The organism is Telluria sp. ZB4P34 (genome assembly GCF_059686055.1).
In genome coordinates this window covers 92,843-118,697 of sequence record NZ_JCASIF010000011.1, presented here as the reverse complement: position 1 = coordinate 118,697, position 25,855 = coordinate 92,843, and the positions used below count along the sequence as shown (strand labels likewise).

The 25,855-nt window shown below is 66.3% G+C and carries 23 protein-coding genes; 5 read left to right on the top strand and 18 right to left on the bottom strand.

Annotation, left to right across the window (positions count from 1 at the left end):
* Positions 1-55: 55 nt before the first annotated feature.
* A complete protein-coding gene (locus AC56KL_RS17465) occupies positions 56-589 on the top strand; it encodes a sterol desaturase family protein (RefSeq protein WP_497181437.1) in 534 nt (177 codons plus the stop codon).
* Here the strand turns inward: AC56KL_RS17465 and crtB are convergent.
* The 9 genes from crtB to AC56KL_RS17420 all read right to left on the bottom strand — a co-directional run bounded on the left by crtB (position 486) and on the right by AC56KL_RS17420 (position 11,567).
* Positions 486-1,466, bottom strand: a complete 981-nt coding sequence (gene crtB, locus AC56KL_RS17460) for a 15-cis-phytoene synthase CrtB (RefSeq protein WP_497181436.1) — start codon at positions 1,464-1,466, stop codon at positions 486-488. The genes AC56KL_RS17465 and crtB overlap by 104 nt on opposite strands.
* Positions 1,463-3,016: a phytoene desaturase gene (locus tag AC56KL_RS17455; protein ID WP_497181435.1), complete on the bottom strand. Its 1,554-nt coding sequence runs from the start codon at positions 3,014-3,016 to the stop codon at positions 1,463-1,465. The genes crtB and AC56KL_RS17455 overlap by 4 nt, the downstream gene beginning before the upstream one ends.
* Positions 3,013-4,194, bottom strand: a complete 1,182-nt coding sequence (crtY, locus tag AC56KL_RS17450) for a lycopene beta-cyclase CrtY (RefSeq protein WP_497181434.1) — start codon at positions 4,192-4,194, stop codon at positions 3,013-3,015. The genes AC56KL_RS17455 and crtY overlap by 4 nt, the downstream gene beginning before the upstream one ends.
* The gene (locus AC56KL_RS17445) at positions 4,187-5,497 is read right to left on the bottom strand and encodes a glycosyltransferase (RefSeq protein WP_497181433.1); all 1,311 of its coding nucleotides are present in this window, start codon (positions 5,495-5,497) and stop codon (positions 4,187-4,189) included. Before AC56KL_RS17445 ends, crtY begins: the two co-directional genes overlap by 8 nt.
* A 17-nt stretch (positions 5,498-5,514) precedes the next feature.
* The gene (locus AC56KL_RS17440; protein ID WP_497181432.1) at positions 5,515-6,546 is read right to left on the bottom strand and encodes a polyprenyl synthetase family protein; all 1,032 of its coding nucleotides are present in this window, start codon (positions 6,544-6,546) and stop codon (positions 5,515-5,517) included.
* A gap of 356 nt (positions 6,547-6,902) precedes the next feature.
* A complete protein-coding gene (locus tag AC56KL_RS17435; protein WP_497181431.1) occupies positions 6,903-7,916 on the bottom strand; it encodes a porin in 1,014 nt (337 codons plus the stop codon).
* 136 nt (positions 7,917-8,052) lie between these two features.
* A complete protein-coding gene (locus AC56KL_RS17430; RefSeq protein WP_497181430.1) occupies positions 8,053-9,222 on the bottom strand; it encodes a PAS domain-containing sensor histidine kinase in 1,170 nt (389 codons plus the stop codon).
* Positions 9,223-9,432: 210 nt separating this feature from the next.
* Positions 9,433-10,194: a LytR/AlgR family response regulator transcription factor gene (locus AC56KL_RS17425; RefSeq protein WP_497181429.1), complete on the bottom strand. Its 762-nt coding sequence runs from the start codon at positions 10,192-10,194 to the stop codon at positions 9,433-9,435.
* Positions 10,195-10,286: 92 nt separating this feature from the next.
* Positions 10,287-11,567, bottom strand: a complete 1,281-nt coding sequence (locus AC56KL_RS17420) for a sensor histidine kinase (RefSeq protein WP_497181428.1) — start codon at positions 11,565-11,567, stop codon at positions 10,287-10,289.
* A gap of 309 nt (positions 11,568-11,876) precedes the next feature.
* Between AC56KL_RS17420 and AC56KL_RS17415 the strand changes: the two genes are divergently transcribed.
* Positions 11,877-12,815, top strand: coding sequence for an exopolyphosphatase (locus AC56KL_RS17415; RefSeq protein ID WP_497181427.1), 939 nt, complete (start codon positions 11,877-11,879; stop codon positions 12,813-12,815).
* Positions 12,816-12,917: 102 nt separating this feature from the next.
* On the opposite strand, the gene AC56KL_RS17410 is transcribed toward AC56KL_RS17415, so the two are convergent.
* The 3 genes from AC56KL_RS17410 to AC56KL_RS17400 form a co-directional block, all read right to left on the bottom strand.
* A complete protein-coding gene (locus tag AC56KL_RS17410; RefSeq protein ID WP_497181426.1) occupies positions 12,918-15,290 on the bottom strand; it encodes a sensor domain-containing protein in 2,373 nt (790 codons plus the stop codon).
* Positions 15,291-15,417: 127 nt separating this feature from the next.
* Positions 15,418-16,686 (bottom strand): nitronate monooxygenase, encoded by a 1,269-nt coding sequence (locus AC56KL_RS17405; RefSeq protein WP_497181425.1) that lies wholly within the window; start codon positions 16,684-16,686, stop codon positions 15,418-15,420.
* Positions 16,687-16,818: 132 nt separating this feature from the next.
* The gene (locus tag AC56KL_RS17400; protein WP_497181424.1) at positions 16,819-17,304 is read right to left on the bottom strand and encodes a YajQ family cyclic di-GMP-binding protein; all 486 of its coding nucleotides are present in this window, start codon (positions 17,302-17,304) and stop codon (positions 16,819-16,821) included.
* Positions 17,305-17,451: 147 nt separating this feature from the next.
* Between AC56KL_RS17400 and murB the strand changes: the two genes are divergently transcribed.
* Together murB and AC56KL_RS17390 are read left to right on the top strand one after the other, a co-directional pair.
* Positions 17,452-18,480, top strand: coding sequence for a UDP-N-acetylmuramate dehydrogenase (murB, locus tag AC56KL_RS17395; protein ID WP_497181423.1), 1,029 nt, complete (start codon positions 17,452-17,454; stop codon positions 18,478-18,480).
* A gap of 16 nt (positions 18,481-18,496) precedes the next feature.
* On the top strand, positions 18,497-19,216 hold the full coding sequence (locus tag AC56KL_RS17390; protein ID WP_497181422.1) for an SDR family oxidoreductase: 720 nt from the start codon (positions 18,497-18,499) through the stop codon (positions 19,214-19,216).
* 137 nt (positions 19,217-19,353) lie between these two features.
* Here AC56KL_RS17390 and AC56KL_RS17385 read toward each other — a convergent pair whose 3' ends face one another.
* The 6 genes from AC56KL_RS17385 to AC56KL_RS17360 all read right to left on the bottom strand — a co-directional run bounded on the left by AC56KL_RS17385 (position 19,354) and on the right by AC56KL_RS17360 (position 25,124).
* Complete coding sequence (locus AC56KL_RS17385) at positions 19,354-19,968, bottom strand: PEP-CTERM sorting domain-containing protein (protein WP_497181421.1); 615 nt, start codon at positions 19,966-19,968, stop codon at positions 19,354-19,356.
* 169 nt (positions 19,969-20,137) lie between these two features.
* Positions 20,138-21,370: an argininosuccinate synthase gene (locus AC56KL_RS17380; protein ID WP_497181420.1), complete on the bottom strand. Its 1,233-nt coding sequence runs from the start codon at positions 21,368-21,370 to the stop codon at positions 20,138-20,140.
* Between the two features lie 131 nt (positions 21,371-21,501).
* Positions 21,502-22,428, bottom strand: a complete 927-nt coding sequence (gene argF / locus AC56KL_RS17375; protein ID WP_497181419.1) for an ornithine carbamoyltransferase — start codon at positions 22,426-22,428, stop codon at positions 21,502-21,504.
* A gap of 184 nt (positions 22,429-22,612) precedes the next feature.
* Entirely contained in the window at positions 22,613-23,527 is a 915-nt protein-coding gene (gene rsgA / locus AC56KL_RS17370) for a ribosome small subunit-dependent GTPase A (RefSeq protein ID WP_497181418.1), read from the bottom strand.
* The gene (locus AC56KL_RS17365) at positions 23,524-23,868 is read right to left on the bottom strand and encodes a 4a-hydroxytetrahydrobiopterin dehydratase (RefSeq protein WP_497181417.1); all 345 of its coding nucleotides are present in this window, start codon (positions 23,866-23,868) and stop codon (positions 23,524-23,526) included. The genes rsgA and AC56KL_RS17365 overlap by 4 nt, the downstream gene beginning before the upstream one ends.
* Complete coding sequence (locus AC56KL_RS17360; RefSeq protein WP_497181416.1) at positions 23,865-25,124, bottom strand: M48 family metallopeptidase; 1,260 nt, start codon at positions 25,122-25,124, stop codon at positions 23,865-23,867. The genes AC56KL_RS17365 and AC56KL_RS17360 overlap by 4 nt, the downstream gene beginning before the upstream one ends.
* Positions 25,125-25,192: 68 nt before the next feature.
* Here AC56KL_RS17360 and orn point away from each other — a divergent pair, with 68 nt between their 5' ends.
* Positions 25,193-25,777 (top strand): oligoribonuclease, encoded by a 585-nt coding sequence (gene orn, locus AC56KL_RS17355; protein WP_497181415.1) that lies wholly within the window; start codon positions 25,193-25,195, stop codon positions 25,775-25,777.
* Positions 25,778-25,855 lie beyond the last annotated feature (78 nt).

Sequence of the window (25,855 nt, the reverse complement as noted above, 5' to 3'; positions counted from 1 at the left end):
GGCGCGGCGCCTGTGGTAGGCTCGGCGTATTTCGTTAACTAACCGTGTTTGCGCCATGCTGCTCAATGCCCTCATCGTCCTGCTGACCGTCGTGCTGATGGAAGTGTTTTCCATCGTCGCGCACAAGTACGTGATGCACGGCTTCGGCTGGGGCTGGCACCGTTCGCACCATGAGCCGCGCACTGGCTGGTTCGAGAAGAACGACCTGTACGCGGTGGTGTTCGCGGGCCTGGCGATCGCCCTGATCTGGTTCGGCACCGAAGGCGCCTGGCCGCTGCAATGGATCGGCGCCGGCATGACCGCCTATGGCGCGCTGTACTTCGTCGCCCACGACGGCCTGGTGCACCAGCGCTGGCCCTTCCGGTACACGCCGCGCAGCGGCTACCTCAAGCGCCTGTACCAGGCCCACCGCATGCACCACGCGGTCGAAGGCAAGGATGGGGCCGTATCCTTCGGCTTCCTGTACGCACCCCCGGTCCACCAGCTCAAGCAGGCCTTGCACGCGCGGCACGGGGGACGTCCACCGCGGCGCCCGGACGCTGCCACAGCCCGGCAGGACGCTGGCGCGCCGCCGGATCACGCACACTGAGACGCGAGCCGAGGGCGCCTGACGCGCCCTTTGCCAGCAGCCACAGCTTGGTCGCCTTGCTGGTGCCGGCGCGTTCGTCCCAGGCCCGCGCTCCGCGCCGCTTCACCTCGATGCCGATCTGGCGGTATACATTGCGCGCGCTGGTAATCGCCCAGGCCGAGCGCAGGGGCAGGGCGGCGATGCCTGCGCCGGCCGAGGCATAGTAGGGTTCGGCATAGTCCACCAGCCGCGCCGCTACCCGGGCCAGCCGCGCGCGGTGGCGCGGCTCGGCCAGTTCGTGCGGCGGGATGCCGGCTTCGCGCAGCCACTGCGCCGGCAGGTAGCAGCGGCCCATGCGGGCGTCCTCGACGATGTCGCGTGCGATATTGGTCAGCTGGAAGGCCAGGCCCAGGTCGCAGGCGCGGTCCAGCACCCGCGGGTCCTGCGCGCCCATGATCGATCCCATCATCAGGCCGACCACGCCGGCCACGTGGTAGCAGTAGCGCAGCGTGTCTTCGATGGTCTCGTAGCGGGCGCCTTCGACGTCCATGGCGAAGCCGGCCAGGTGGTCGAGCGCGAAGCGCGGGTCGATGCGGTGGCCCAGCGCCACTTCCTGGAAAGCGGCAAAGGCCGGGTCCCGCATGGCTTCCCCGGCATAGGCGCGGCGGGTCTGGTCCTCGAGCTCGGCCAGCCTGGCGGCGGCATCGTGTGGGGCTGGAGCGGCAACATTGAAACCCAGCTCCTGGCCGTCGACCACGTCGTCGCAGTGGCGGCACCAGGCGTACAGCATCAGCACGCTGCGCCGCGTGGCCGGGTCGAACAGGCGTGCGGCCGCGGCGAAGCTCTTCGATCCCACCTCGATGGTGCGGGTGGCGTGGTCCATCAGCGCTTCGCTCATGCGCGCACCGCCTCTCCCGGCATGCCCGGTTCCCATGCCTGCGCCAGGTCGGCGATCATGAGGCCGGCGGTGGCCTTGGCCGAGCCGATCACGCCGGGCACGCCGGCGCCCGGATGGGTGCCGGCGCCGACCAGGTAGAGATTGGCCAGTTCGCCGTCGCGGTTGTGCGGGCGGAACCAGGCGCTCTGGGTCAGGACCGGCTCGAGCGAGAAGGCCGAGCCAAGGTGGGCGTTGAGCTGGTCGCGGAAATCCACCGGCGTGAAGAAGCGGCTGGTGACCAGCTGGCTGCGCAGGCCCGGCATGTAGCGCTGCTCCAGGTAGTCGAGAATGCGGTCGCGGTAGCGCGGGCCCTCCACCGACCAGTCGATCGGGGCGTTGCCCAGGTGCGGCACCGGCGCCAGCACGTAATGGCTGCCGCAGCCGGGCGGGGCCAGCGACGGGTCGGTCACGCAGGGCGCATGCAGGTAGAGCGAAAAGTCGTCGGCCAGCTGCTGGCCCTGGAAGATGTCCTTGATCAGTTCGCGGTAGCGCGGGCCGAAGCACACCGTGTGGTGCTGCAGCTGTTCGTGGTGCTTGTCCAGGCCGAAGTAGAGCACGAACAGCGAATTGCTGAAGCGCTTCTTCTGCAGCGCGTGTCCCTGCGCCGCGCCGCGCGGATGCTGGCCGAGCAGCTTGGCATAAGTGTGCACCACGTCGGCGTTCGAGGCCACCGCGTCGGCCGCGAACAGGCGGCCGTCTTCGACCCGCACCCCGCTGACGCGATTGCCGGCGGCCTCGATCTGCGCCACCGGCGCGTTCAGCTCGATGCGCCCGCCGAGGTCCTGGAACAGGCGCACCATGCCGCGCACCAGCGCCCCGGTGCCGCCGCGCGGGAACCACACGCCCCACTGGCGCTCGAGCGCATGGATCAGGGTGTAGATCGAGCTGGTGGCTAAGGGATTGCCGCCCACCAGCAGCGAATGGAAGGAAAAGGCCTGGCGCAGCTGCTCGTCCTGGATGAAGCGCGCCACCATGCCGTACACGCTGCGCCAGGCCTGCAGCCGCGCCAGCTGCGGGCCGGCTGCGATCATGTCGCGGAACGAGAGGAAGGGCACGGCGCCGAGCTTCAGGTAGCCCTCGTCGAATACCGCCTTCGAATAGGCGAGGAAGCGGCGGTAGCCTTCCACGTCGGCCGGGTTGCGCGCGTGGATCTGGCGGTCGAGCGCCTCCTGGTCGTTGGCGTAGTCGAAATGGCTGCCGTCTTCCCAGCACAGGCGGTAGAAAGGCGTCACCGGCATCAGCTCGACGTAGTCGGCCATGCGCTTGCCCGCCAGCGTGAACAGCTCTTCGATGCAGGAGGGATCGGTGATGACGGTCGGCCCGGCGTCGAACACGAAGCCCTGGTCTTCGTAGACGTAGGCGCGTCCGCCCGGCTTGTCGCGCTTTTCCAGCAGGGTGACGGCAGTGCCGCTGGCCTGCAGCCGGATGGCGAGCGCCAGGCCGCCGAAGCCGGCGCCGACCACCACGGCCCGCTTTTGTTGCCGTCCTTGTTGCAAATGAGCTTGGGTCATGCTGCTTTCCTGATCTGTTCGGGGTGGATCTTGCATGCCGCCGCCAGGGCTTGCGCCACCGGTACCGGCGGTTTGCCGCTGAGCAGGCGCGCCTTGTCGCCCAGCCGCAGGCGGCCCGCGTAGAAGCGTGCGATGAGGGGCGCCGGCAGGCGGTAGAAGCGCTGCATCACGCGCCAGCGCTGTTCCGGCCGCCCGGCCAGGAACAGCATGCGGTTGAGCAGCCGGAAGAAGCGCTGGCCCTGCCATTCGCGGCGCGCCTCCTCGCGCATCGCGGCGAACAGCGCCGGCGCGCGCAGGTCGGGCAGGGCGGCGATGCGCTCGGCCAGGCGCACCGCGTGCGGCAGCGAATAGCCGGTGGTCGGGTGGAACAGGCCGGCGCGCAGGCCGCTGGTGGGCTGGCCGGCCAGGTCGTCCCAGAACCCGTCGAAGTCGCCGGCCAGCACGATCGGCAGCGAGCCCTGCTCTTCGCGCAGCACGTCGGCCACCTGCCAGCCGCGCGCATGCGCATACGCCGCGATGTTGGCGCGCAGGCGTTCCGGCTCCCATGCGGCGCTGTCGACGTAATGCGTGTCCTCGACCAGCACCCGGTCCGGCCCGAAGGGCAGCAGGTAGACGAAACGGTAGCCGCCCTGTTGTTCGACGGTGGCGTCCATGATCACCGGGCCCGCCAGTCCGTGCGGACTGGCCAGGCGCAGTTCCTGTCCGAGGAAGGTCTGGTAGCCGAGCGAAAGCCGCCCGGTGGGCCGCATGCCGCGCCCGTCGATCACGGCGCGGGCGCGGATGGTGCGCCCGCCGGCCAGGCGTACCGTGGTCGGGGTGAGCTCCTCGATGCGCACGCAGGTGAGCAGCGAGGCGCCCAGCGCCGGCTCGATCACGCGCGCGAAGTCGTTCGAGGCGATGCTGGCATAGCCGCCTTCGAGGGTGCGGGCCAGGTCGGGAAAGGCCACGTCGTAGCGCGGCCAGCGCTGCGAGACGAGCGGCGCGATCCATGCCCCCTGTGCCGGGGTGAGGTCGGAGTCATGGAAGGACCAGGTGTGGTTGCCGCCGATGCGGCCGCCTGCCTCCAGCAGCAGGATGCGCAGCTCGGGGCGCAGGCTGCGCAGGCGCCAGGCCAGCAGGCCGTTGGCGAGCCCGCCGCCGGCCAGCACCAGGTCGTACTCGGACGCGGGTTTATCCAAGGGAAGCCACGCTTTCCGGCGCGCGCCGCAGCTGCAGCGCGGTTTCGACGATGTCGGCCGCGCGCAGCGTGCCGCCGGCATCGGCCACGCTGGCGGACAGCGCTTCCAGGCGCGCGGCGAAGCCGCTTTCGCCGATCAGGCGCCGCAGCAGGCCGGCCATGTGCGCGCTGCCGGAGACGCGGGCGGACGCCTGCAGGCCGATGCCGGCGTGAACCACGCGCGCCGCGGTGCCGGGCTGGTCGAAAGCGATCGGCAGGGCCAGGATCGGCGTGCGTGCGGCGATCGCGTCCATGACCGTGTTCGAGCCCGCGTGCGTCACCACCGCATCGGCGCGTTCCAGCACCGCCTGCTGGTGGGCGAATGCGCAGACCCAGGTCGCGCCGGCCTGTTCCAGCTGGCGCTCCTGGCGGGCATCGAGGGCGCCGCAGTGGGCCACCAGCAGCTGCACGTCGAGCGCGCGGCAGGCGCGGGCAATGCGCTTGAACAGGGCGATGCGCCCGCCCTGCATGGTGCCCAGCGAGGCGAATACGAAGGGCCGGCCGGCGGCGACCGCGGGCATGCTGCGCTTGTCCGCCGCACCCGCCTGGCGGGACGTGGGCGAGGTGGAGCGCAGTGGACCCACATGATGGAAATGGGGCGGCAGCGCGCGGCGCGGGAAGTCGAAGGCGGCCACGGTCTGGCTGAGCTGGGCCAGCGGCGACAGGCATTCGTGCAGGCCGTCGCGCACGGGCAGGCCCAGGCGCCGCGCATTGGCCGCGATGCTGCGCCGGTGCGGCCCCATCATCCAGTCGTAGACGCGGGTGCTGCCTTCGACCATGCGGCGCGTACGCTCGTCGTCGGCCCAGGCGAAGGGCATCACCGGCAGTGGAATGCCGGGCTCGCGGTTCACCGGCAGCGCACAGGCCACCGAGACGAAGGGCAGGCCGAGTCCCTCGGCGACCAGGCCGCCGGCCGCTTCCATCTGGTCGGCGACGATGACGTCGATGCCGAGGGTGTCGATGGCGCGCGGCAGCTCGCGGCACAGCATGTCGGTGCCGGCCGCCATGTCGAGGATCACGCGGCGCAGTCCGAAGGGGCTGCCCGGGCTGGCGGCGCGCCGGAGCACGGCGTCGAGCGAACCAGGAGGATGGCTGTCTGCACCGAGGGCGTGGAAGCCCACGCGCGGATCGCTCACGAAGGCGGAGGCATCCGCCTGGTGCAGGAAGGTGACGCGGTGCCCGCGCGTGACCAGTTCGCCCGCGAGCGCGCCCAGTGCGCTGAAGTGGCTGTAGAACGCGGGTGCGACCACCCCGAAGTGCGCCATGCGATGCTTTCTACCGATCAGTTCACCAACGCTTCGCGCCCGCGCGCGGCATCGGTCGCCGGCACGCCGGCGTCGGCGCCGAAACGCAGCCGTGCGCGGCCCTGCGGGAACATGCCGAGCAGGTACTGGCGGGTGCGCGCCCGCGGGCCGAGCGCCGCATCGAGGTGCTGCTGCGCTTCCTGCAGGTGCCTGGCCAGGCGGCGCTGGGCCTCGTCGAGGCCGATGGAGGCCAGCAGGGTGGCCTTGCCGATGTCCTTGCCGGTGTCCTTGCCGCTCTCGAGCCCGGTCAGGGCGATGTCCTTGCCCGGCAGGTCGAGGAAATCGTCGCGGATCTGGAAAGCGTGGCCGGCCGCCAGCGCGAAGGCGCGCAGCGACTGCGCCACGGCCTCGTCGCTCTGGGCGATGATGGCCGCCATGTCGACGGCCAGGCCGAGCAGCACGCCGGTCTTGAGTTCGTTGGTGGTGGCGATGGCGTCGGGCGTATTCGCCGCGCCATGCAGGTCGCGGTACTGGCCGCGCACCAGTCCCTGGACGCCGACGGTTTCGCTGAGGCGCGCGACCAGGCGGGCGCGCGTCACCGGCGGGATGTCGCCGGCCGCGGCCAGCACGCCGAACGCACGGCTCAGCAGCGCCACCGAGGCCAGGATGGTGACGTCCTCGCCATACTGGACGTGGATGGCCGGCTTGCCGCGCCGCAGCTGGGCATTGTCCATGCAGGGCATGTCGTCCAGCATGAGCGAGGCGGCATGCACCATCTCGACCGCGCAGGCCACGTCCGCCAGGGCGGGTGAGGTGCAGCCGAGGTCGCGTGCGACCAGCATCACGAGCAGCGGACGCATGCGCTTGCCGGCGCTGAGCGCCCCCGCGTACATGGCCGCGCACAGCGGGTCGGCGCTGTCGCCGCAATCGGCCAGCAGCTGGACCATGCGGGCTTCGATGGCTGTGCGCAGGGTCTCCAGTTCGGCGCGGTGGGCGTCGCCGCCCCCTGCCAGGTCGATGCTGTTGATGGTCCCGCTACGGGCCCCGTCGAGCCGTGCCGTCGTCGTCATGCGCCACCTCTTGTCGTCAAAAAGCGAATAACAGGAATTGCCAAATTTGCCGACGATCATACCGGAAGCAATATTGAGCAATCGTTAATTAGTTCAATCGTGCGCGCCTTGGAAGGTACGAACGCGGCTCAGCCTGCCGGTGACTGCGGCTGTAGCAAGAGTATTAAACTTGAAAAATTGCCTATGTTCAGTATTTTTCCGATCGTGCGCGGGTCAAGCCTGGGACGATAGGTAGTGGAAGCATGCACCGATCACGGCGGCAGTGGCGCAGCCTTGGTGGGTTTGCCGGGAACGACAATGCCGGCGGAGCCGGCATTGAAAGAAACGCGGCTTGCGCCGCGTCGGGCGTTGAAGCTTTAGAACGAGTGACGGACACCGACGTTGAACACGCGCGGATCGGCGCCCAGTGCGGTTGCCGGCGGAGCGAAGGAGACCGAGGACGAAGTGAGGCCGAACACGCCGCGGCCGTTGTTGCGTACTTGGGCGTAGGTGGTGTAGATGTTGGTACGCTTCGACAGCGCGTAGGTGTAGGCCAGGGTCACGGTGTTGCCCTTGGCGCCGCTCTCGAGCTTCTGCTGCTGGAAGCTGAGGAAGAACTTGTTGGCGCCGGCGGTGTAGGCGCCGCCGAAGGTGGTGTTCTTGTACTCGTTGTTCGGGCCGGTCAGGTCGGCGACCAGGTAGCTGCCCTTCAGTTCGAACGCACCCATGGTGTAGCCGGCGCCGAAGGCGTATTCCTTGTCGTCGCCGGTCGCCAGGCGTTCGATCTGGTGATAACCCGCGCCCAGGTACAGGGCGCCGGCCTTGTACTCCAGCGACACGCCCATCAGGTCGCCCGACGGCTCGACGGCGCGCTCGCCGGTCGAGTAGGCGGCGTTGACGGTGAAACCGCCCGCTGCGTTGCTCTTGTAGTTGACCGAGTTGGCCAGGCGGCGGGTCAGGCGGCCGGTGGTGAAGGCCGACAGGTTGCTGCCGTACAGGCCCTGGCCCAGCGCGTCGCTGGCGGCCGCGACAGCGGCGATCGGGCTGTATTCGCGACCCACGGTCAGGGTGCCGAAGGCGCCCTGCAGGCCGACCACGGCGCGGCGGCCGAACAGCGAGGAATCGGCATTGCCGGTGTCGAGGGCAACGCCGGCTTCAATATTGAACAGCGCCTTCAGGCCATTGCCCAGGTCTTCGGTGCCACGGAAGCCGAGACGGCTGCTCGACTGGTTACCCGAGTTGACCACGGTGCGGCTGTCTTCACCCGGTGCGTCGGTGTCTTCCACGCCGATCGATGCGTCCATCACGCCGTAGATCTGGACGTTGGTCTGGGCGTTGGCGAACAGTGGCAGGGAAGACAGCAGCGCGGCTGCCAGGTACTTGGACTTCATGTAGAGCTCCTTTGGTTTGGACAGGATGTCGAGTTCTCAATAAACTCAGATCGATGCGGATCTTAACTAGCGAATATGTCCAGTTAATGACATGTTGCTATTTGACATCCTGATATGCCCAACACGCGGGAGCTGCTTACATGTCCTGGGCGGCGCCGTCCTCCTGGATGAGCTGACTATGCAGCGGCAGCGCGATGTCGATGCGGGTGCCGGGCGCGTCGTCGTTGCCGATCGTGATTGCTCCGCCCATCCCCCAGACCCGCTCGCGCATGCCGACCAGACCGAGCGACTCCTTCTTTTCCATGTCTTCGGTACGGATGCCGCGGCCGTCGTCGCGGATGGTGAGCAGCAGGTGGCCGTCGACGCGGTCGAGCCTGAGCACGACCTGGGTGGCGCCAGCATGGCGCGCGATGTTGGTCAGGGCTTCCTGCACGATGCGGAAGATGGCGGTGCTGGCGCCGTCGTCCAGGCGCAGCTCGGCTTCCTCGGCCAGCAGCGTGCAGGCGATGCCGTGGCGCTCGACGAAGTCCTCGCGCAGCCCCTGCAGCGCAAAGTACAGGCCGCCTTCATCGAGCGCGCGCGGGCGCAGGTTGGTGGCGATCCGGCGCAGTGAGGTAATCGCCGTCAAGAGGTTGGTTTCCATGCCTTCGATCAGGCGGCGGCTCGGCGCGGGCAACTGCAGGTTGCCCTGCAGCAGGGTGAGGTCCATGCGCAGCGAGGCCAGCAATTGGCCGAGGTCGTCGTGCAGCTCGCGCGCGATGTGGGTGCGCTCTTCTTCGCGGATGGTCTGCAGCGCCGCCGACAGCTGGCGCAGCTGGTCGTGCGAGCGCGCCAGCTTCTGCTGCACCAGGTGGCGTTCGGAGACGTCGCGCAGGATCACGGTGCAGACTTCGCGCCCTTCCTGTTCGACGGTGGAGATCGAGCCTTCGATCGGGAACAACTGGCCATTGGCGCGGATGCCAGTGACGGCGTAGTCGGTCGCCCGGCGCCCGGCGCGGCCGCCCCCGGCGGGGAAGTAGTCGCGCGGCGTGTGCGCATCGCGGACCGGCGCCCGGATGAAGCGCGCCAGCGAGCTGCCCTGCATGCTGGCGACGCTGCTGGCGAACATCTGGGCTGCGGCAGGGTTGGCGAACAGGATGACGGCATCCTCGTCGATCGACAGGATGGCGTCGCTGGCATTGTGGACGATGCGCCGGCTGTCGATGCGGCGCCCCTCGGATGCGCGCCCGCTGCGGCGCACGCTGCGGGCGCGACGCAAGGCAGCGGCGGCCTGGCCGGCGCAATAGCCGCCAAGGAAAGAGAACACGAGAACCGCCGGGCCCGAACTGCGCCGGCGTGGGCGTCGCTGTGGTGTCATGCGGGAATGCTGCAAGCGAAGGCCTGCGGAGGCCGGGAGCTCTACATTACGGCGAGGGTGCGGAACGGGGCTTGATGCGAGACAAGGGAGGGCGGGGCTGGCAGTGCCCCGCAGGATGGTGCGTCCACCGGCGCCGCCCTCGGAGGAGGGCGGAACCGCTCACATCTGCTTGAACAGATGCAGGAAGCTGCGGCTCACCTCGAGCTTTTCCGGCCTTCCCTTGACCAGCACCAGGTGGCGGCCACGGATGTCGCGGGTCACGCCTTCGATGGCGTTGACGTTGACCAGGGTGGCGCGGTGGATCTGCCAGAACAGCGAAGGGTCGAGCTCCTCGGCCAGGTCGCGCACCGGCTTGCGGATCAGCGCCTCGAAGCTGGCCGTCTGCACGCAGGTGTACTTCTCGTCCGAGCGGAAGAACAGGATGTCTTCCACCGGGATCATGCGCAGGTCCTGGCCGATGCTGGCCTGGATCCACTGCAGGTGCTTCGGCTTGGGCGCGGCGATCTTCTCGGCCAGCTGCGACAGCATCGCCTGCACGCTGTCGTTGACCTTTTCGGTGGGGCGCTCCAGGCGTCCCTTCAGGCGGTCCACCGTGACCTTCAGGCGCTCCGGCTCGGTCGGCTTGAGCACATAATCGATCGCGCCGCGTTCGAAGGCTTCCACCGCGTACTGGTCGTAGGCGGTGACGAACACGATCTGGCTGCGGTCGCCGATGTCGCGCGCCGCTTCCATGCCGGTCTTGCCGGGCATGCGGATGTCGAGGAAGGTCAGGTCCGGCTTGAGCTGCTCCACCAGTTCCACCGCTTCCTCGCCGTTCTTCGCTTCGCCCAGGATGTCGAGCTCCGGCCAGACCTCGGACAGTCGCAGGCGCAACTGGTCGCGCATCAGTCTTTCGTCGTCGGCAATGATTGCGGTAGGCATGGTCGTCTCGCGGCAGGAAGGAGGTAATAATTATTCAACGAAACAGCGCGGGAGGCAAGTTGCCAGGCATATCCGTTTCCTTGGAAGCGCGCTTATTTGGAAATGCAGTACGGCACTTCGATCATGGCGATCACGCCGCTGGGGCTGTTGGCCGCGATATGCAGGCCGGCGGCGTCGCCGTGCAGCAGCTTGAGGCGGTCGCGGATCGTCTGCAGGCCCAGGCCCGTGCCGTCGCTCGGCACCACGCCGAAGCCCACGCCGTCGTCGGTGACGGTGACGCGCAGCCGGTTGTCGACCACATCGGCCTGGATCTTGAGGGTGCCGCCTTCCGGCTTGCATTCGAGGCCGTGCTTGATCGCGTTCTCGACCATCGACTGCAGCATCATCGGCGGGAAGGCCGCACTGCGCAGGCCTTCGGGCACGTCCATCACCACCCTCAGGCGTTCTTCCATGCGCATCTTGAGCAGGTTCAGGTAGGCCGTGACCATGTCCACTTCACGCCCCAGGCCGGTGACGACGGCATTGTCGCGCATCTGGGGCAGCACGGCGCGCAGGTACTGGATCAGGCTGCGCTGCATGGCGGAGGCGCGCGGCGGGTCGACCTGGATCAGGTGCTCGACCGAGGCGAGGGTATTGAACAGGAAGTGCGGCTCCACCTGGGCCTGCATCATCTGCATCCTGGTTTCCGACAGCTGGCGCTGCATCGCCTCGCGCTCGGCGGCCGCGTTCGCCATCTGGGACTGGGCTTCGGCGCGCTTCTTGCCGCCGACCAGGGCCTTGGTGCCGAACAGGGCCAGCACGAACAGCAACACGAAATTCATGAACCAGGTCGAGGCCTGCTTGTGGTAGCGCGACACCTTCTGCTCGGCCGCGTCTTCCACCGCCGCCTCGATGGCGTTCGACAGTTCTTCGCCGATCTGCGGCGGCAGTTCGATGTGGACCGATTCGCCGCTGGCGCCCACGTCCGGCACGGCGGGGGTCGTCGGAGGTGCCGGTACGCCCGGAGCCGCCGGCGCGTCGGGCGCCTCCGGCACGCCGCCCGTGTCCGGCGGCAGCGGCGGTTCCGGCGGCGTGGCGCCGGCGTGGCTGCGGGCGCGGTTGCGCGGATGGAAACGGATGCCGCTCTCGTCGATCAGGATGGCGGCGTCGCTGCGCCGTCCGGCGTCACGCTCGGCGCGCGAAATCTCTTCTTCGACCGGGCCCGAAAACAGCTCTTCCTGCAGGATCGCGCCAGCCGTCAGCGTCAGGATCGCAAACAGGAAAAACTTCCACCACGACAGCTGGGTGACCCAGGTCGCGACGGCGTCGAAGCCGCGGTAGAGCCACGACAGGACGCTGGAAAAATAATGCGGGCTTGAGTTCCTTGCTTGCATGTCGGTTCGTTCGTTCTCGGTGCAGGGGGCGAGTGTACCGCGTCGTCGCCCCCGGGTGCCGGAAATACAACATCTCCGGCATCTACAACTGTTGGGATGATGCAACTTTACCCCCGTCGCCTCCATGGAGCCAGCGCCATGCGACAGCCTGCACGATACGGGGAATGGACTGCTCCCTGCCTTGCCAGGATGCGCCACCGCAAAATCTGACAGGCGGAAACATTGCAAGGTATGATCTTTCGGGACCGGTCCAGGCTGTTCCAGCCGGCCGTCCCCGTCCCGCGTCCCGACTCCTGAAAGGAAGTGCAGATGTCAGCCGATCACGACAAATTCCGACTCGTTACCCGCAGCGACTTCGACGGCCTGGTGTGCGCCGTGCTGCTGAAGCACCTCGACCTGATCGACGACATCCTGTTCGTGCACCCGAAAGACATGCAGGACGGCAAAATCGCCATTACCCAGCGCGACATCACCACCAACCTGCCTTACGTGGCGGCGGCCCACCTGGCCTTCGACCACCACCTGTCGGAAACCATCCGCAACACCGGCCAGCGCGAGAATCACATCATCCACCCCGACGCGCCATCGGCGGCGCGCGTGGTGTACGACCACTATGGCGGCGCGCGCAGCTTTCCTGCGGCCTGGAGCGACATGATGGCGGCGGTCGACAAGGGCGATTCGGCCCGCTTCACCCGCGACGAGGTGCTGTTCCCGCAGGGCTGGAATTTGCTGAATTTCTTGATGGACGCGCGCACCGGCCTGGGCCGCTTCCATGATTTCCGCATCTCGAACTACCAGCTGATGATGGCCCTGATCGACTACTGCGCCCGGCACCCGATCGAGCGCATCATGGAGTTGCCGGACGTGCGCGAGCGTACCGCCCTGTACTTCGAGCATAGCGAGCGGTGCAAGGAGCAGATCCGGCGCTGCGCCCGGGTGCATGGCAACCTGGTGGTGCTCGACCTGCGCGGGGAAGAGGTGATCTACGCCGGCAACCGCTTCATCATCTATGCGCTGTTTCCAGAGACTAACATCTCGATCCATGTGCTGTGGGGCGTGAAGCAGCAGAACACGGTGTTCGCCACCGGCAAGTCGATCCTGAACCGCACTTCGCGCACCAATATCGGCGCCCTGATGCTGGAATACGGCGGGGGCGGACACGAGAATGCCGGCACCTGCCAGGTGGACAACGAACTGGCCGAGGACGTGCTGGGGGCGCTCATCAACCGCATCAACAAGGACGGTTGAGCCTCTGTAGGGTGGTCGGCTTGCCGACCGCGCGTTCAACTCACGGCCGCGTTGTGGTAGCGCCTATTCTGATTGGACGCGCGGTCGGCGAAGCCGACCACCCTACAAATGCTGGCGCTGGTCGAGCATCCGGCGCGCCGCGTCGGGCGCCAGCGGCTCGCTGAACCACTGTCCCTGCAGCTGGTCGCAGCCATGCGAGCGCAGGAATTCCACCTGCGCTTCGGTCTCGACCGCTTCGCCCACCACGGCCAGTTCGAGGTTGTGGCCGATGTCGATCAGGGTCTTGGCCAGCGCACTGCCATTGCCCTCGCGGGCAATGTCGTGCACCGCGGCTTTCGACAGCTTCACCTGGCGCACCGACAGCTGGCGCAGGAAGGACAGGTCCGAGATCCCTTTGCCGAACTCGTCGAGCGACAGTCCCACGCCGACCTCGCGCAACTGCGCGGACAGGTCGCGCCCGAGACCGGGGTTGCGGATCAGGTCGGCTTCGGGAATCTCGATTTCCAGGCTGCCCGGCGGCAGGCCGTAGTGCGCCATGCGGGTGGCGACGCCGGATATGAAGCCATGCTGGCTGTACTCGCGGTGCGAGACGTTCACCGAGACCGGCAGCCCCGTGTAGCCGAGCCGGTGCAACTCCTGCAGGAAGGCGCAGGCCTGGTCCAGCACCCAGTTGCCGATCTCGATCATCTTGCCGGACTCTTCGGCCTCGGCCAGGAAGCTTGCGGGGAGCATGATGCCGTGCTTCGGATGGCGCCAGCGCAGCAGGGCTTCGAAGCCGCGCACCTTGCCGCTGCGCGCATCCATGCGCGGCTGGAACAGCAGGAACAGCTCGTCGTGCTCGAGGGCGCTGCGGATGCTGTCGGCGAGCGCGGCGCGCTTTTCGCTGGCCAGGCGCATCTCGGGCGAGAAGAAGTGCACGCCGCCGCCATTGCCCTTGGCGTGGTACATCGCCATGTCGGCCGCGCGCACCAGTTCGGGCGCCGTACCGCCATCCTGCGGGAAAGTCGCTACCCCGAGGCTGGCCCCGACCGGGATCTCGTTGCCGCCGAAGGCCACCGGCATCGTCATGGCGCGGCGCAGGCGCTCGGCCATGCGCAGCGTGAAGCGCACCGAGGGCTGGTCCACCAGCACCAGCACGAACTCGTCGCCCGACATGCGCGCCACCGTGTCGCTGTCGCGTACCACCGCCTGCAGCCGGCGCGCCACGACCTTGAGCACCACGTCACCGGCCTCGTGGCCGAAGCCGTCATTGATGTTCTTGAAGTTGTCCAGGTCGACCAGCACCACCGCGACCATCGAGCCGTGGCGCTGCGCGAGGTGCACGGCATGGTCGAGCCGGTCCCACATGAGGGTGCGGTTGGCCAGGCCGGTGAGGGCGTCGTGATTGACTTCGTGCTCGAGGTGGTCGGTACGCTGCTTGGTGGCGGTGACGTCCTGCAGGATGCCGATGAAATGGGTCACTTCGCCGTAGTCGTCGCGCACCGGGGTGATGCTCAGGTCGTTCCAGAAGATCTCGCCGCTCTTGCGCCGGTTGCGGAACACCACGTTCACCGCGCGCCGCTCGGCGATGGCGATGCGCACCTGGCTGCGTTCGTGGGCATCGAAACCGGGTGCGGCCATGAAGCGCGGGTCGCGGCCGATCACGTCGCTCGCCGGGTAGCCGGCAATGTGCTCGAAGGCCGGATTCACGTACTCGATGACATTGTCGGGCCCGGTGCAGTGGGTGATGACGACGCCGTTGCTGGCCGCATGCAGCGCCCGTTCGCTCAGCAGCAGCCGGCGCTCCTTGTCGCGCCGATTGGCGATGTTGATGCCCATGCCGAACAGGTAGTGGTCGCCGTCGCAGCCCACGCGAGCCCCGCCGACCAGCATCGGTGTCTCGCGCCCGCTGCGCGATACGTAGTTCATTTCCATCGAGACCTCGGCGCCTTCCTCGAACACGCGCCGGATGTTCTCCAGCGCCTCGGCGCGCTCGCGCGGCTCGAACATGTCGATCACCCGGGCGCAGGCGAGTTCGTCCGGCGTCATCTCGGTAAGGCGTTCGAGGTTGTGGTTCCACAGGAGCAGCCGGCCTTCGCGGTTGAGCGCGTAGAAGGTGCCGGGCAACAGGTCCACCACCTCGGCCAGCGGGGTATTGCCGACGCGCTCGGCTTCGGACAGGGAGTCTTCAGGGGCGATGGCGACGCTGGCGCTCCAGCCATGCGGATCGCCGCGGGCGTCGACCTGGCGCAGCAGGGACAGCGAGGCGCGGCCTTCGCGTCCGGCGGCAAAGCGCATGCGCACCCGCGCCCCGCCGGCGGCGGCCAGGGAAGGCCAGGCGGCATCGCCGGCGACGAGATCGGTCAGCATGCGGCCCGGCGCCTGTTCCGGCGTCCAGCCGAACAGCGCGGCGCAGGCCGGATTCCAGGTGACGACCTTGCCCTCGTCATCGGTCAGGAAGCAGACCTGTGCAGACGGTTCAATCGTGGACGACATGCCGGCAGCCTTTATGAGAAGCGCACGTTGAGACGCTCACTTTACACACGTTCGCAGCAGGACGGCGCAAGACAAAAGGGCCACGATGATTCGTGGCCCCCAGGATACTGAACGGCTGTTCCAGCGTTTATGCGGCGACGATTTCCTGTTTCGGCGGCAGCGCGACCCCATTGTCGACGCTGAACTGGTAGTCCTCGAACACGTGCTGGGCCGACAGGATCTGGTAGCTGCCGTCGGCCAGGCGGTGCGTGGTGTCCTTCAGGCGGTAGGTAAAGTGGCCGCAGGTCCAGCAATTGAAGTTGCGCATGTGCGTGCACAGGCAGGTCTTGTCCAGCACCGAGATGTTCTTGCCGTCCGGGCTGGCCTGCACTTCGCGGTTGTACGAGTTGATGTAGGCGCAGTTGCCGGTGGCGTCCAGCAGGTAGCCGTAGGATTCGCAGCCCGGGCGGATGCCGGAACCGATCGCCGGCGTGCTTTTCAGCATGCGCATCGGGTAGCCGGTGGGCGATACGCCGTTGACGATGATGTCTTCCTCGCTGGCTCGGAAATATTCCTGCTTGACGTGGTCCGGCATGCCGCACTCGTGGGTGACGGTGAAGCGGGTTGCCACCTGCACGCCGGCGGCGCCTTTTTCCAGGAAGCCGACCGCGTCCGAGCCGGTGAAGATGCCGCCCGCGGCGATCACCGGGATGTCGAGGTCCTGCGCGCGCATGAAGGCATGGATCTCGTCCATGATGGTGTGCAGGTCGTACTGCTTCCAGTCGTCGATGCCGAAGCCCAGGTGGCCGCCGGCCAGCGGGCCTTCGACGATGATGTAGTCGGGCAGGCGGTCCAGGCGCGATACTTTCTTGAGGAACAGCTGCAGCGCGCGCACCGACGAGACGATGATGCCCAGGAAGGTCGTGCGAAAGCGCGGGTGGTCCTTGATCAGCTCGAAGGAACCCAGGTGCAGGCCGGCCGACATGGTGATGCCGTCGATGCCCGCGTCCATCGCCGCCGACAGGCGGGTGCGCAGGGTTTCCTTGGGCGCGTTCATGGTCAGCTTTTCCATGCAGTTCACGAAGATCAGGCCATCGCCCTTCTTCGCTTCCATGGTCGAGCCCACGTGCAGGCGGGTTGCCTCGGCCAGGCGGTCGAGGTCGAACTGGACCACCGCCTTGTTCATGTTGTTGATGTTGAACTTGTAGAGCTTGGTCTTGTCCTTGACGAAGGTGGTGTCGAACTTGCGGTCCGACACGTCCTGCACCATTGCATCGGAAATGTGGCCGATGCCGCCGAGGCGGGCGGCTTCGAGGGCCAGTTCCGAGGTCGAGATGTCCACGCCCATCCCGCCGATCATGATGGGCACGAATTCCCTGTTGCCCAGTCGCAGGCGGAAATCATCAACACGTTTCATTGCAATCCTTAAACCGCCGTAGTTCCCTACGCGTACATATGCATCGACGACCGCGCAGGCGCACGGCCGTCATTCTACCCCAAGGCGGGGCAGGGTTTGCGCGACAATTGGCCGCGCCAGCCCGGCGACGGGTCAGTCGCGGAAGTTGTTGAAAGCCAGCGGCAGTTCCTGCACGTCCTTGCGCAGCATGGCCATGGCGGCCTGCAGGTCGTCGCGCTTGGCGCCGGTGACGCGCACCGATTCGCCCTGGATGCTGGCCTGCACCTTCATCTTGCTTTCCTTGATGAGCTTGGTGATCTTCTTGGCGTCCTCGGTCTCGATGCCGTTGCGCACCTTGATGACCTGCTTGACCTTGTCGCCGCCGATCTTCTCGACCTTGCCTTCGTCGAGGAAGCGCACGTCGACCTTGCGCTTGGCCATCTTGTTGATCAGGACGTCCTTGACCTGGCCGAGCTGGAAATCGGAATCGGCGAGCAGGGTCAGTTCCTTTTCCTTTTGCTCGACGTTGGCCGAGCTGCCCTTGAAGTCGAAGCGGGTGGTGATTTCCTTGTTCGACTGTTCGACGGCATTCTTCACTTCGACCATGTCTGCTTCGCAGACGACATCAAACGATGGCATGGCGTTTTTCCTTTTTCTTGGTAATGCTAACTAGATGAATCCCTCTATTTTAACGGACAACACCCCTCGCAGGCCACTGGATTCACCGGCCTGGAAACGGACCGACCCGGGCTTGCCACTATAATGGCCAAAAAACACCGCCACCCTATGCTCGCCGACCTGCCCATCCTCCACGACTATTCCCTTGCCGCCCTGAACACCTTCCGCATCCCGGCGCGGGCCCGGCACTTCCTGCGGGTGGACGGCGCGGCGCAACTGGACGCGCTGCGCCGCGACCCGGCGCTGAGCAGGCTGCCGCGCCTGGTGCTGGGCGGCGGCAGCAACATGCTGTTCACCCGCGACTTCGAGGGCATCGTGCTGCATATGAGCGGCCAGGGCAAGGAAGTGCTGGGCGAGCGCGACGGCCGCATCCTGGTGCGGGCGCAGGCAGGCGAGAACTGGCACGCGTTTGTCCAGTGGACGCTGGCCCAGGGGCTGGGCGGCATGGAAAACCTGTCCCTGATACCGGGTACGGTGGGGGCGGCGCCGATCCAGAACGTGGGCGCCTACGGCACCGAAACCAGGGATGTGTTCCATTCGCTGACGGCCTACGACATGGCAACGGGCGAGGTGCGCACGCTGGACGCCGCCGCCTGCCGCTTCGCCTATCGCGACAGCATCTTCAAGCATCCGGAAGGGCGCGAGCTGGTGGTGCTGGATGTCACCTTCGCGCTGCCGGCCGCCTGGACCCCGAACCTGCGCTATGCCGAGCTGGCCAAGGCGGTGGACGAGGCCGGTTTTGCCTCGCCCACGCCTGCGGACATCGGGCGCACGGTGGAGGCGATCCGGCGCCGCAAGCTGCCCGATCCGGCCGAGATCGGCAACGCGGGCAGCTTCTTCAAGAACCCGGTGGTGTCGCGCGAGCATTGCGCGCGCTTGCTGGCGCAGCATCCCGAGCTGGTGCACCACGCCCAGCCGGACGGCAGCGAGAAGCTGGCCGCCGGCTGGCTGATCGACCGCTGCGGCTGGAAGGGGCGGGCGCTGGGCGCGGCCGGCGTGTATCCGAAGCAGGCGCTGGTGCTGGTCAACCTGGGCGGCGCGCAGGGAGCTGACGTGGTGCGCCTGGCGCGCGCGATCCAGGCGGACGTGGCGGCGAAATATGGCGTGGAACTGGAGCCGGAACCGGTGTTCATCTAAGGAACGGAGGCGTGCGATGATCAAGGCAGTCGTGACCGGCCACTCGCGTGGCCTGGGCGCCGCAATCGCGGCGGAACTGGTGGCGCGCGGCATCCCGGTGCTGGGGCTGGCGCGCGGGCATGCGGAAATCGGCGAGGGCATGGAGCAGGCCGTGGTCGACCTGGGGGATGCCCCGGCGCTGGCGGCCTGGCTCGAGGGCCATGCCTTGAGCAGTTTCCTGGCTGGCGCCGACACGGTGCTGCTGGTGAACAATGCAGGCGTGGTCTCGCCCGTGGGGGCCCTGGCCGAGCAGGAGCCGGCGGCGGCGCTGCGCGCGGCCGTCATCAACGTGGCGGCGCCGCTGGCCCTCTCCAGCGCCTTCGTGCGGGCCGCGCCGCAGGCCGAACGGCGCATCCTGCATGTGTCGAGCGGGGCCGGACGCAGCGCCTATCCGGGCTGGAGCGTGTACTGCGCCACCAAGGCAGCGCTCGACCAGCACGCACGGGCGGTGGCGCTCGACGGCGATGCGCGGGTGCGCTGCGTCAGCCTGGCGCCTGGGGTGATCGATACCGACATGCAGGCCGAGATCCGGGCGACGCCGGACGCGCGCTTTCCGCTCAGGCAGCGATTCGTCGACATGAAAGACGGCGGGGTGCTGGTGGCGCCCGATGCCTGCGCGGGGCGGCTGGTGGATTACCTGCTGGCAAAGGGCTTCGGGAAGGAGCCAGTGGACGACTTGCGCGATGGCGCGGCTTAGCCGGTGAGGTGGGGTAGAGGTCGTGCCGGGCGCGCTTGCTGGAATGGATGCGCCTGATTTTCCAATCCCGTGGCGACACTGCCGCGCCAGTGAAGAAAAGCCGCGCGAAGGCGGCTTTCGATGTGGCTGAAGCCCGTTTACTGCATCCGGCGCGCGCGCTTGCGGCGGCTGGCGGCAAGTCCGGCCAGGGCGACGCCCATCAGTGCGATCGAAGCGGGTTCCGGCACGTCGCCAGCGCCGGTCTCGTCGCCGAACACCTGCAGGCCCAGGCTGCCCGGCCAGCTGTGCCAGACATGGTTTTCGTCGGCGAACCAGCGCTGGGTGTTGAGCGGCACTTCGGCAGCACCCATCGAGCCAACGAAACCCCCTGGCGTGGTGAAGGTCATGGCATAGCTGCCAGCATTCAAGTTCCAGGCAAGTCCAGAAACACCGGCCCATGCCTGGTCCATGCCGGCGGCGACGGCGATGTTGCCAGAGTACAGGGTGTTTGCAGGTTTGCCGTCGGCAAGACTGGCGATGTTCACCTGCACTTGGCCGCCTTGCGGCGAACTCATCCAGCCGTTGATACCGGTGATCGTGTAATCCTTATCCAGCGAAAATTCAATACCCAGCCATTGCCAGCTGATTAGACTCGGGTTGCCATAGTAAGAACCGGGTGCTCCGCCGGTATCGATGATGGTGCCTGCCTGGCTGGCGGACATGAAGGCGCATGAAGCGAGCAGCGAAAGGGCGAGGCGGGAAAGGGTGAGCATGATGTCTCCTGGTTGAGTTTCTTTTCACTAAGCAATATTTGTACCAAGAATCATTTATTGAAATTTATCAATGGCTTAACTCATGGCATTATTTTTAGCCCGATCCATATGTAAGGATTTCCGACACAAAAAAACCGCCCGAAGGCGGTTTTTATAAAGAATCGAGAGCTTACTGGCCGCGCTTGGCGCGCGCCTTGGCCGCAATACGCATGCGCAATGCGTTGAGCTTGATGAAGCCACCCGCATCGGCCTGGTTGTAGGCGCCGCCGTCCTCGTCGAAGGTCGCGATGTTCATGTCGAACAGCGAATCGGTCTTCGAATCGCGCGACACCACGATTACGTTGCCCTTGTAGAGCTTCACGCGCACCCAGCCGTTGACGGTCTTCTGGGTGTGGTCGATCAGGGTCTGCAGCGCGACGCGCTCCGGCGCCCACCAGTAGCCGTTATAGATCAGGCTGGCGTAGCGCGGCATCAGGTCGTCCTTCAGGTGCGCCACTTCGCGGTCCAGGGTGATCGATTCGATCGCGCGGTGGGCCTTGAGCATGATGGCGCCACCCGGGGTCTCGTAGCAGCCGCGCGACTTCATGCCGACGTAGCGGTTCTCCACCAGGTCGAGGCGGCCGATGCCATGTTTGCCGCCCAGGCGGTTGAGTTCCGTCAACACTTCGGCCGCGCTCATGCGCTTGCCGTTCAGGGCCACGATGTCGCCCCCTTCGTATTCGATGTCGAGATACTCGGCTTCGTTCGGCGCCTGCTCCGGCGACACGGTCCAGCGCCACATCGATTCCTCGGCTTCCGCACTCGGATTCTCCAGGTGGCGGCCTTCGAAGGAGATGTGCAGCAGGTTGGCGTCCATCGAGTAGGGCGCGCCGCCGTTCTTGTGCTTCATGTCGATCTCGATGCCCGCGTCTTCCGCGTACTTGAGCAGCTTCTCGCGCGACAGCAGGTCCCACTCGCGCCACGGCGCGATGATCTTGACGTCGGGTTTCAGCGCATAGGCGCCCAGCTCGAAGCGCACCTGGTCGTTGCCCTTGCCGGTGGCGCCGTGCGAGATCGCGTCGGCGCCGGTCTGGTTGGCGATCTCGATCAGGCGCTTGGCGATCAGCGGACGGGCGATCGAGGTGCCCAGCAGGTATTCGCCTTCATACACGGTATTGGCGCGGAACATCGGGAACACGAAGTCGCGCACGAATTCCTCGCGCACGTCGTCGATGTAGATGTTCTCCGGCTTGATGCCGAACTTGATCGCCTTGGCGCGCGCCGGCTCCAGCTCTTCGCCCTGGCCGAGGTCGGCGGTGAAGGTGACGATCTCGCAGTTGTAGTGGTCTTGCAGCCACTTCAGGATGACGGAGGTGTCGAGGCCGCCGGAGTAGGCGAGGACTACTTTTTTAATGTCGCTCATGGAAGATTCCAGTGTGGAGGGGAGGTGGGGTCGGGATGGTCAGCCGGCCCGCTGTGAAACACAACGGGGCCGACGATCAAACTAATGGTTGTGGTGGGTGAAAAAATCGTAATGCGGCTTGGTGACTTCGATTATTTGTCTTCGATCCGGCCGAGCAGCAGGTATTCGATCAGGGCCTTCTGCACGTGCAGGCGGTTTTCCGCCTCGTCCCAGACGACCGACTGCGGTCCGTCGATGACCTCGGCGGCGACTTCTTCGCCGCGGTGAGCGGGCAGGCAGTGCATGAACAGGGCATCAGGCGTGGCGCGCGCCATCTTGGCGGCGTCCACGATGAAGCCGTCGAAGGCCTTCAGGCGCTCGGCGTTTTCCTTCTCGTAGCCCATGCTGGTCCAGACGTCGGTGCTGACCAGGTGCGCGCCTTCGCAGGCGTCCGAAGGGTTCTCGAACAGGGTGTAGCGCCCGGTGCTCACCAGTTTCGGATCGATCTCGTAACCCTTCGGGGTGGACACGTTCAGGTGGAAGCCGAACACCTCGGCCGCCTGCAGCCACGAGTACAGCATGTTGTTGGCGTCGCCGATCCATGCCACCGTCTTGCCGGCGATCGGGCCGCGGTGCTCGTAGAAGGTGAAGATGTCGGCCAGCACCTGGCAGGGGTGGTGTTCATTGGTCAGGCCGTTAATCACGGGCACGCGCGAATGCGCGGCGAAACGTTCGATGATCTCCTGGCCGAAGGTGCGCACCATGATGATGTCGCACATGCGCGACATCACCTGGCCGGCGTCTTCCACCGGCTCGCCGCGGCCCAGCTGGCTGTCGCGCGTGTTCAGGTAGATCGCGGCGCCGCCCAGCTGGTGCATGCCGGCCTCGAAACTCAGGCGGGTGCGGGTCGAGCTCTTTTCGAACACCATCACCAGGGTACGGTCGACCAGCGGGTGGTAGACCTCGTAGGCCTTGAACTTGCGCTTGATGACCTTGGCGCGCTCGATGACGTATTCGAATTCGTCCGCCGTGAAATCGGAGAACTGCAGAAAATGCTTGATGGGCTTTGCGACTGGCATATCGTCTGTGCGTGTTTGCTGAACTGTTATCCCTTGAATTATAAGGGGTTTTGCTTGACGGTAGGGTGGTCGTCATTCAGTCCACTGGACTGAATGACCGCCGACCGCGCGTTCAACTGTCGGATGCGTCGCCACGGCACACGCCGGAGTTGAACGCGCGGTCGGCAGAGCCGACCACCCTACGTCAATATAGTGTTTGCGACGACTCGTGCAGCAGCTGCGCATACAGCGCGTGCCGCATCTTCGCGATCCTGCCTTCCCCGACCGCGCCCAGCACCGCGCATTGCGGCTCGGCCAGGTGGCGGCAGTTGTAGTACTTGCAGCCGCCGAGATAGGGCTTGAACTCGACGAAAGCGCGCTCCAGCATCCCTTCCGTCAGGTGGTACAGGCCGAACTCCTGGAAGCCGGGCGAGTCGATGATCGATGACCTGGTCGACGAAACACCGGGCAAGGTGTACAGGCGCGTGAAGGTGGTGGTGTGCTTGCCGGTGTCGAGCGCCTCCGAGATCTCGCGCACGGCGATGTCGGCATCCGGCACCAGCAGGTTGATCAGGGACGACTTGCCCATGCCCGACTGGCCGATGAAGATCGAGGATTGCCCGGCCAGCAGCGGCGTCAGGGTTTCCACCGCGTGCTCGGGCCGGGTGCGCGCCGACAGCTCGTGCACCGGAAAGCCGAGCGAAGCGTACAGGCCGGCGCGCTCGCGCGCCCGCGCCAGCGGTTCCTCGACATCGACCTTGTTCAGGATGATGTGGGCCTCGATGCCGGCCGCCTCGGCCGCCACCAGCGAACGCGAAACCAGGTCGTCGGCGAAGCCCGGCTCGGTGGCCACGACGATGAACAGGCGCGAGATGTTCGCCGCCAGCAGTTTCGACTTGTACTGGTCCGAGCGGTAGAGCAGGGTGCTGCGTTCGGCGATCTTCTCGATCACGGCCTGGTCGTTCGAGGTGCGCTTGAGGAACACGACGTCGCCGACGGCCACGTTGGTCTTCTTGCCGCGCGTGACGCACTGCAGCTTTTCGCCGTCCACATCGGCCAGGTAGTGGCGGCCGTGGGCCGCGATGATGATGCCGGCGAAGTTGTCCATGCGGTCGCTCATGCGCCTTCCTGCTGGGTGTAGATCGCGTCGGCCCGGGCCGCGCAAATGAAATCGTTGTCACTCAGGGCGTTGCCGGCCGAGTGGGTAGTATAGGTGAGCGTGCAGCGGCGGTAGGCGACCAGCATGTCCGGATGGTGGTCCTGCTCCTCGGCCATGGCGGCGACGGCATTCACGAAAGCGATGGTCGCGCGGTAGTCGGCAAAGGCGAACGCCCGGGCGATGCCGCCGCCGGTGGCCTGCCACCCGGGCGCCTCGGCCAGGCGGGCCTGGATCGTGGATGGATCCAGCGCCGGCGCGCCGTGGATGCAGTGCCGGTCGCCCGGTTTCAAGGGAATGCTCATGCCGCCGCCAACAGGTGCTTCACCCGCACCGACGCCGGCGGATGCGAATCGTGGAAGGCCGAATGCAGCGGGTCAGGGGTAAGGGTCGAGGCGTTGTCCTCGTACATCTTGACCAGGGCCGACACCAGGTGGCTGCTATCGGTATGTTTCGCTGCGAAGGCGTCGGCCTCGAATTCGTGCTTGCGCGAAGTAATCGCATTGAGCGGCGCCAGCACGAAGGTAAACACCGGCAGCACCAGCGCGAACAGGATCAGGGCCATGCCGTCGTTGGGCGTGCCCATCATCGGCAGCACGCCCAGGCCGGTATAGAACCAGGCCTGGTTCTTCAGGTAGCCGAGCAGGGCCAGGAAGGCGAGCGACAGCGCGAACAGCACGACGATGCGCTTGATGATGTGGCGCAGCTTGAAGTGGCCCAGTTCATGGGCCAGCACGGCTTCGATCTCGTGCGGATCGAGGCGCGCCAGCAGGGTGTCGAAGAACACGATGCGCTTGTTGGCCCCGAAGCCCGAGAAGTAGGCGTTGCCGTGGGCGCTGCGCTTGCTGCCGTCCATCACGAACAGGCCCTTGGAGGCGAAGCCGACGCGCGCCATCAGGCCTTCGATACGTTCGCGCAAAGCTGCGTCCTCGAGGGGCGTGAATTTGTTGAACAGCGGCGCGATCACGGTCGGGTAGAGCACCATCATCAGGAGCTGGAAGCCGCTCCAGACGCACCAGGCCCACAGCCACCACAAGTCGCCGCTGCTGGCCATCAGGGTCAGGATCACCCACAGCAGCGGCAGGCCGATCGCGGCGCCCACCAGCGCGCCCTTGAGCATGTCGGCGACCCACAGGCCAGGCGTCATCTTGTTGAAGCCGAAGCGCTCTTCCAGCACGAACTGGCGGTACCACTCGAAGGGCAGGTCGAGCAGGCTGGACGCGACCGCGAACGCGACCACGAGCAGCATCTGGTGTAGCATGCCCGGGCCGGTCAGGCCGAGCAGCGAAAAGGACAGCGCCTGCAGGCCGCCCAGCAGGGTGAAGCCGATCAGCACCACGGCGCCCCACAGCAGCGCCACGATGCCGTAGCGGCTCCTGGCCACCGTGTAGTCGGCCGCCTTCTGGTGCGCGGCGAGCGGCACCTTCGGTGCAAACTCGGCGGGCACGCTGGCGCGATGGCGCAGCACGTGGCGGATCTGGCGGTTGGCCAGCCAGAAGCGCACGCCCAGCGAAAGCGCGAGGAAAACCACGAACAAGACCGAAAACCCGAGTGAAGACATGCTGTGCCTGTGAGAAAATGCAGGATTACCAAAAACGAATGCGCTACTGAGAAGGCGAAGAGAGAATTATGTCACAAGCTACACAAACCGAAGGCGCGGGCGCGGCCGTGCGCCCGAATGAATTCAACCTGGTCTGGGTGGACATGGAAATGACCGGCCTGGATCCCGACAACGACCGCATCATCGAAATCGCCGTGATCGTGACCGATCCGGAGCTGAATGTGATCGCCGAAGGCCCGGTGTTCGCCATCCACCAGTCGGACCAGACCCTGGACAAGATGGACAACTGGAACAAGGGCACCCATGGCAAGTCGGGCCTGATCGACCGCGTCAAGGCCTCCACCGTGACCGAAGCCCAGGCCGAGCAGGAATTGATCGCTTTCCTAAAGAAATATGTGCCGGCGAACAAGTCGCCCATGTGCGGCAATTCGATCTGCCAGGACCGCCGCTTCATGGCGCGCGGCATGCCGAAGCTGGAAGCCTTCTTCCACTACCGTAACCTGGACGTGTCGACCCTGAAGGAGTTGTGCCGCCGCTGGAAGCCCGAGCTGGCCTCCGGTTTCAAGAAGCACCAGAAGCATACGGCGCTGGCCGACATCGTCGAGTCGATCGAAGAGCTGCGCTACTACCGGGAACACTTCATCAAGTTGTGATGCGCGCGTGGTAAACCGTTTAACTTTGTTGCTTGCGTGCTAAAACATGGCTTGCAAGCAACAAGGTATGCGACAATC